The organism is Chitinophaga sp. (assembly GCF_036569185.1).
In the GTDB taxonomy this organism is placed as follows: Bacteria; Bacteroidota; Bacteroidia; order Chitinophagales; family Chitinophagaceae; genus Chitinophaga.
This window is the reverse complement of record NZ_DATCRD010000345.1, coordinates 22,455-30,098: the sequence shown is the minus strand read 5'-3', so window position 1 is coordinate 30,098 and position 7,644 is coordinate 22,455. Positions and strand designations below refer to the sequence as shown.

At 45.6% G+C, this 7,644-nt stretch carries 7 protein-coding genes and 1 tRNA gene; 3 read left to right on the top strand and 5 right to left on the bottom strand.

From position 1 onward, the window contains the following. Positions 1-646: acyl-CoA dehydrogenase family protein (locus VIM72_RS26450; protein ID WP_332005824.1), on the top strand; the 646-nt coding region annotated here is incomplete at its 5' end. A 419-nt stretch (positions 647-1,065) separates the two neighbouring features. After that, complete coding sequence (locus VIM72_RS26445; protein WP_332005823.1) at positions 1,066-1,941, top strand: c-type cytochrome; 876 nt, start codon at positions 1,066-1,068, stop codon at positions 1,939-1,941. Between the two features lie 61 nt (positions 1,942-2,002). Here the strand turns inward: VIM72_RS26445 and VIM72_RS26440 are convergent, their stop codons facing one another. The 5 genes from VIM72_RS26440 to VIM72_RS26420 form a co-directional block, all read right to left on the bottom strand. Then, positions 2,003-2,290 (bottom strand): hypothetical protein, encoded by a 288-nt coding sequence (locus VIM72_RS26440; RefSeq protein ID WP_332005822.1) that lies wholly within the window; start codon positions 2,288-2,290, stop codon positions 2,003-2,005. A 55-nt stretch (positions 2,291-2,345) separates the two neighbouring features. After that, complete coding sequence (clpX, locus tag VIM72_RS26435; RefSeq protein WP_325638850.1) at positions 2,346-3,590, bottom strand: ATP-dependent Clp protease ATP-binding subunit ClpX; 1,245 nt, start codon at positions 3,588-3,590, stop codon at positions 2,346-2,348. Between the two features lie 217 nt (positions 3,591-3,807). Continuing rightward, entirely contained in the window at positions 3,808-4,509 is a 702-nt protein-coding gene (gene clpP / locus VIM72_RS26430) for an ATP-dependent Clp endopeptidase proteolytic subunit ClpP (protein WP_142685694.1), read from the bottom strand. Next, positions 4,499-5,878, bottom strand: a complete 1,380-nt coding sequence (gene tig / locus VIM72_RS26425; protein ID WP_332005821.1) for a trigger factor — start codon at positions 5,876-5,878, stop codon at positions 4,499-4,501. Before tig ends, clpP begins: the two co-directional genes overlap by 11 nt. A 216-nt stretch (positions 5,879-6,094) precedes the next feature. Then, positions 6,095-6,176, bottom strand: a tRNA-Leu gene (locus tag VIM72_RS26420). A gap of 233 nt (positions 6,177-6,409) precedes the next feature. Between VIM72_RS26420 and VIM72_RS26415 the strand changes: the two genes are divergently transcribed. Then, the gene (locus VIM72_RS26415; protein WP_332005820.1) at positions 6,410-7,633 is read left to right on the top strand and encodes an ROK family transcriptional regulator; all 1,224 of its coding nucleotides are present in this window, start codon (positions 6,410-6,412) and stop codon (positions 7,631-7,633) included. Positions 7,634-7,644: the final 11 nt, after the last annotated feature.

The window sequence follows — 7,644 nt, the reverse complement described above, 5'->3', positions numbered from 1 at the left end:
GGCGGTAGTAATAGCCCGTACCGGCGATGTACGCGACAGTCATGGTATGACCGCTTTTATTGTGGAAAAGGGAACCCCCGGTTTCAGCGGGGGCAAAAAAGAAAATAAACTGGGGATGCGGGCATCAGAAACTGCCGAAATGATATTTGACAATTGCCGCATTCCTGCGGAAAATATGCTGGGAGAGGAAGGCGACGGCTTTATCCAGTCCATGAAAGTATTGGACGGAGGCCGGATCTCTATCGCCGCATTATCGCTCGGTATTGCCAAAGGCGCCATGGATGCCGCACTGAAATACTCAAAGGAACGGCACCAGTTCGACCAGCCCATTGCCAATTTCCAGGGCATTTCCTTCAAGCTGGCGGATATGGCTACCGAAATAGCCGCCGCAGAGTTGCTTACTATGCAGGCTGCGGATATGAAGAACCGTAAGGTAAAAATGACCATGCAGGCCGCTATGGCCAAATATTACGCATCAGAAGTAGCCGTAAAAGTGGCAAATGATGCCGTGCAGATTTTTGGCGGGTATGGCTATACGAAGGACTTCCCGGTTGAAAAATTTTATCGAGATGCAAAATTATGTACCATTGGGGAAGGTACTTCAGAGATCCAGAAAATTGTGATTGCACGGGAAGCTCTAAGATAGAATAACGATTTTGCAATTGATACTGATTCTATTGAGATAGCAGGATTTTTATAATTTATTAAAAGCCTGTTTATGAGCCGTTCATCATTTTTTCAAAATAATTTAATATTACCCCTTTAGTGTTATTGAATATTGCAAAAGGAACGTTAAATTTGGGTTAATTCATCACTCTTTACCGTTTATCAACCTTAACACACAAAATCAGGAAAGATTTGAAACACTTTTACGCAATGAAAAGCACCCTGTAACATGGGTGCTTTTCTATACCGGGTCTGACTGGTTTATCCCGTATTAAAGATGCTTAGTAAAATGTGAAGCCTGTAATCCACGTTATGATTCTTCTTTAATTCAGTAGTTCTACTGATACCTGTAATATTTATCCCTATTACTTTTACATCCGTAATTATTCGGATATTGTTATGTTCTCCAGCATTTTAAAATGGGCGGCACGCATTGTGTCTTGCCTGCTTGTAGCCGTGTTAGTGCTATACGGTGTTTTCAGTTTTCTTTTCCGGCAGCACGCCAGCAAAAAATATTCAGTTACGGTAAGAAATATCCCCATCCCGGGCGACTCATCCACTATTGCGGAAGGCCGGCACTTATACGGAATAAAAGGCTGCGGCGAATGCCACGGGGCCGACCTGCGTGGCAAAATAGTGATCGACGATCCCGCCATCGGGCGGATTGCCGGCAGTAATATCACGTATGGAACCGGGGGCTTGCCGGAGAGTTACGACAACGACGATTGGCTAAAGGCCCTGCGGCACGGTTTAAATACTGCAAATAAGCCTTTATTGCTTATGCCCTCAGAAGAGTTCACCCGGATGGATGATCACGATATAGCGGCTATAATTGCGTTTTGCAGGGCACAACCCAAAATAGATGCCCCTTCCATTCCCATCAGGGTTGGGCCGCTGGGGAAAATCCTCTCTGTATCAGGCAGGATCCCGTTGTTCCCCGCCGAAAAAATTGATCACCTACACGAACAGCCCGCCCAGGTGGTGAAAACAGCTACAAAAGAATACGGACAATACCTGGCGGTTTCCTGCACGGGGTGCCATAAGCCGGCATTAACAGGTGGGGATAACCCCGTTCCGGGTGCTACGCCGGTAGCCAACATCACCTCCACAGGGCATGTGGGAAAATGGAACTGTAACGAATTTATTACCACGCTGCGTACCGGCAGAACGCCGGAAGGAAAGCAGCTGCAGGTGAAAGATATGCCGTGGAATATGACCGCCCGGTACACGGATGAAGAATTAACCGCTTTGTATCTTTATCTCAGAAGCCTCTAAAAAAGAAGAAGGGCTTTCCGGGAATTATTTCCGGAAAGCCCTTCTTCACTATTACCTGTACTTACTTTTTATCTTTGTTGAAGAAGTCAGACACTTTTTCTTTTGCTTCTTCCGCCCAATCCTCTGCTTTATCTTTCACATTATCCAGGAAATCTCCTGCCTGATCCATCAGACCCGCCTTTTTTTCTTCGGCTTTTCCTGACATACCTGCAAACCAGTTATCAACGGTACCGGCAATAAAAGGAGGTAATTTGCCTTTCACATATTCTTTGATCACATCAATGGACTGTGCAGCCTGTTCGGCTGTAAGCCCGGCTTTGTCCTGTAATTGCTGAATGAGTTCCTGCATAAATAGAGTTTTATGGTTAGAGATAGTGCTATCTGTTCACGGATAACGGGAACAGCTAGGCCACTTTCAGTTTAACGAGGGTAGATTGCTCCAGTTTTGCCTGAGCATATTCCCTGGTAAGATGGAAGTGTGATTCGTTGGCAGACGGCAGTTCATACATCGCATCACTCAGCACTACTTCACAGATGGAGCGTAAACCACGCGCACCCAGTTTGTATTCCATTGCTTTGTCTACGATATAATCGATCGCTTCCTCTTCTATCTGTAAATCGATATTCTCTACCTTGAAAAGTTTCTTGTATTGTTTTACCAAGGCATTTTTGGGCTCGGTAAGAATCAGTTTCAGGGTATCCCTGTCCAGGGAGTTGAGATAGGTCACCACGGGTAAACGGCCCAGTAACTCAGGAATCAGGCCAAAGGATTTCAGGTCCTGTGAATTGATGTAACGCAGGATCTGCTTCCTGTTCTCTTCTTCTTTTTCCTTGTTAACAGTAAAGCCGATAGAGTGTGTTTGTATCCTTCTGCTGATGATTCTTTCTACGCCATCAAATGCGCCACCGCAGATGAAGAGAATATTTTGCGTGTTCAGTTTGATCAGTTTCTGTTCAGGGTGTTTACGGCCGCCCTGTGGTGGTACGAGTACCTCGGTGCCTTCCAGTAATTTCAGCAATCCCTGTTGAACGCCTTCTCCGCTCACATCACGGGTGATGGAAGGATTATCGTTTTTACGGGCAATTTTATCGATTTCATCGATATAAACGATGCCGCGCTCAGCTGCTTCCACATCGTAGTTACATACCTGTAACAGGCGGCTGAGGATACTTTCCACGTCTTCACCCACATATCCGGCTTCTGTGAATACGGTAGCATCCACAATAGCGAAGGGAACGTTCAATTGTTTGGCGATGGATTTGGCCAGCAGGGTTTTACCGGTACCGGTTTCCCCTACCATGATGATGTTGGATTTTTCTATCTCTACCTCATCATCGCCAATCTGCTGATTGAGTCTTTTATAGTGGTTGTATACGGCTACTGCCAGTATTTTCTTCGCATCATCCTGGCCAATTACGTATTCGTCCAGGAATTTTTTCATGTCTATAGGTTTAGACACTTTTGGGGCGAAGTTGGGAGCTACGGCCGCAGCTGCTTTCTTGCCGGGGGTAAATAACTCCTGGTCAATTATCTCCTGCGCGTTGGCTACACAGTTTTCACAGATGTGTCCTTCTGCGCCTGCAATCAGTATCTGCACTTCTTCTTTGGAGCGGCTGCAAAAGGAGCATCGGATTTTAGATTCTTTCATTTCGGAATAGATTATTTTTCTACGAAACTATCATTGCCTGCATTGATATTGCAGGGTTACAAATTTACACTAAATAGCCGAAAGCATAAGTCTTAATACAGTAAAGCTTATCATCTCACAAAATAAAAGCTATTGTAATGAAGATAGTAGCGTTTTTTAATATGTATCGCCGTCATCTTCGCTACAATAGCTTTATTATGCCTTGAGCGTTAAGCCTTTACTGAGGTGTTTCCAGGTTTTTCTTTGGATTTTTCTGAAGTACGTCATCAATGATGCCGTATTCTTTTGCTTCATCCGCAGTCATCCAGTAATCACGGTCAGAGTCTTTTTCCACTTTTTTGATCGGCTGCCCGCAGTGGCCTGCAATGATTTCATTCAGTTCTTTTTTCAGTTTCACGAACTCACGCGCAGTGATTTCGATGTCTGAAGTCTGGCCTTCTGCACCGCCATGTGGCTGGTGAATCATTACACGTGCATGTTTCAGCGCGGTACGTTTTCCTTTTGTGCCCGCTACCAGCAGCACAGCGCCGAAAGAGGCCGCCATACCGGTACAGATAGTAGCTACATCAGGAGAAATGATCTGCATAGTATCATAAATACCCAGGCCGGCGTAAACGCTTCCTCCGGGGCTATTAATGTACATCTGTATATCACGGTTACGATCGGAAGATTCCAGGAACAGCAGCTGCGCTGTGATTACGTTTGCCACGTAATCGTTCACCGGGTCTCCCAGGAAAATAATACGATCAGCCATCAACCTGGAGAAAACGTCCATCTGGGTCATATTCATCTGGCGTTCTTCAAGGATATAAGGAGTCAGACTGTTGATCTGGTGGCTTTTAGCGTAACTGTCTACTACCAGGCTGCTGATTCCCCGATGCTGGATGGCATATTTTCTGAATTCATTATTAATGTTCATGATGGTGATGTTTATGAGGTAAATTAACAAAATCTTCTGCTTTGATTTCCTCTTCTTTCACGTTCACCTTTGCTTCAGCCCAGTCAAATAACCTGGCAGTGATCATTTCGCGGTAAGTCTGGTCTACAAATTTTTCATCCTGTAACAGGCGATCCAGGTAGCTGTCTAACCATTCTGCTCCATCAGCAGCGGCGCCGCCATAGTAGCCTAATACTTTTTGTTTGGCATTTTCTCTCAGGTCTTCGAAAGAAACTTCCAGTTTATTTTCTTTAACCAGTTTATCGCTGATGAGTGTCCAACGTAATTGATGGTCAAACGAAGGGAATTCTTTTTCCGCCTCTTCCGCAGTTTTGGGCTTTTCACCGCCTACCTGCAGCCAGCGTTTGAGGAAATCCTTTGGTAATTCGATCGGCGTTTCGTGCACCAGTACTTCAAACAGGTCGTTGTGAAGGTGGTTGCGACTCTCAGAATCCCAGTATTTGCCGATTTCTTCTTTCAGTTTAGCGCGGAAAGCTTCTTCAGTAGTGATATCTTCTCCCGGGTAAACTTCTTTGAAGAACTCTTCATTCAGTTCTCTTTTTTCAATCAGTCCAACTTTAGTGATGGTCAGTTTGAAATATTTCTTTGCCGCTTCCTTGTCGCCGGCTTCAAAGCCCAGGTCTTTCAGGACCCAGCCCAGACGCTGCTCATCAAAGGAAGTAGCCAGTTGGAATACAATGCTGTCTTCATTCTTTTTACCCTGCAGCTCAGCCTGGATAGCCGGTGCAAAGTATTTTACCAGTAAGGCGTTCTCTTTTACGATACCGCCTTCCACTACATTACCTTTCTCGTCTGATTCTTCGAATTTAACGTTAATCACGTTATCTTCAGAAGTAATTGTTTCAGGTTCTGTTGTTTTACCACCTTTCAGTTGTAAACGCTGAACTTCATCGTTTACCATTTCATCGGTAACGGTTACTTTATATCTGGTAAGAGTGGTTTTGTTATTTTCCAGGGGAGTAACGCTGAATGTAGGTTTCAGACCTACTTCAAATTCAAAGTCGTAGTCAGCTGGTTGGTTGTAATCCAGGTTTTTTGCCTGTTTTTCCAGGGACAGTGGCTGGCCGAAGATTTCCAGTTTTTCTGCCTGCACATAGCCCATCAGTTCTCTTTCAACAGTTTTCAGAATTTCGTCGCCAAAGATAGCCTGACCGTGCATTTTCTTAACCATACCTGCAGGCACCATTCCTTTACGGAAGCCTGGTATGTTCGCATTTTTGCTGAATTGCTTTACTGCCTTGTCAAAATTAGGAAGGTAATCTTCCTTGCTCACTTTCACAGTGATCTTATCGTTCAATAAACCAATGTTTTCTCTCGTAACGGTTGCCATAATTGAATTGTATAAAGTGTTCTTTAGAAGCAATAATGATTCCTTGTTTGTTTTTCTGCCATGAAGTCACAACGGCAAGTAGGAATGGCAGGAAATTATTTTTGAATAAAATCAGGTGAAACTGTGTCTGAATAAGACATAAGTGACAATGAAAGTGAAGGGGAGCATAGCATTATCACGTTGCCATATTGACGCATTGCCACATAATATTATATGTGCGGATGAAGGGACTCGAACCCCCATGCCTCGCGGCACCAGATCCTAAGTCTGGCATGTCTACCAATTTCATCACATCCGCAGTAAATAAAAAGAACTTACTCCTCCCTGTTCCCCGGCCCGGAAAACCGCCCGGCTATACATGACAAGAGCCCCTTTTTAGCTCAAAAAGGATTGCAAAGGTATTATTTTTTGGGAATTAACAAAATCATTTATATAGAGAACTATCAGCGGCTTTCCTCTCCTAATTTTTAAAAAAATCAGAATTAAGCAGTTAAATTGGAGGACAATTACTGTAAAAGTTTACCTGATGCTATGACCAAAACCTTTTTCGAAGAGCTGAACAGCCCAAATGCTACCGGCGTAGCCTACAAAAATATCAACCTGAAAAAGGCGGCCCTGGCCTATTTCGCCAATTCGGGCAACGCCACCATCGCCGATCTGTGCAAGGAGCTCAACCTCAGCACTCCCAAGGTGACTAACCTGGTAAATGATCTCATTACCGACGGACTGGTCATGGACTACGGCAAAATAGAGTCCACCGGCGGCCGTAAGCCCAACCTGTACGGCCTGGTGCCGGATTCCGCGTTTTTCATCGGAGTAGACGTAAAGCACGACCACCTCAACCTGGGCCTGTCTGACCTCCATAAAAACCTCGTTACCACCGTGGAAGGCCTGCCCTACGCACTGGATAACACCAAAACCTCCCTGGAGCAGCTTTGCCTCCTGATCAACAACTTTATCGACGGGCTTACGGTTCCCAAGGAAAAGATCCTCGGCATAGGCATCAACATCCAGGGACGTATCAACTATGCCACGGGCTACAACTACAGCCTTTTCTATTTCGACGACGAGCCCCTTAGTAAAGTCATTGCCGCTAAAGTAGGTATCCGTGTTTTCCTGGAAAATGACTCCCGCGCAATGGCCTACGGCGAATTCTGCTCAGACCTCGTGAATGGCGAACGCAACGTGCTGTTCCTGAACCTGGATTATGGCATTGGGATGGGCGTGCTGATCAACGGGGAACTATACTACGGTAAATCGGGCTACAGCGGGGAAGTAGGGCATATCCCTATGTTCGACAACGAAATCATCTGCCATTGCGGGAAAAAAGGATGCCTGGAAACAGAAGCCTCCGGTTGGGCGCTGGTAAATATGTTCCGGCAAAAGCTGGCAGCAGGATCTTCATCTATGCTTACCCGTACGCACCAGTCGCCGGAAGACATTCACCTGCACGACATCATAGCGGCCGCCAACAACGACGATATGCTGGCTATAGAGCTCATCGCCAAAATAGGGGAAAACCTGGGCCGCGGCGTAGCCTTGCTCATGAATATCTTCAACCCCGAACTGGTGATACTCGGCGGCGCACTGGCTGCTACACAGGACCACATCCGCCTGCCCATAAAAAGCGCGATGAAAAAATATTCCCTCAGCCTGGTGAGTAACGATTCCAAATTAAAAATGTCGCGGCTGGGCGAAAGCGCCGGTATTATCGGGGCCTGCCTGCTGGTAAGAAATAAGGTGTTGATAAGTTAGTTTTGTAACTT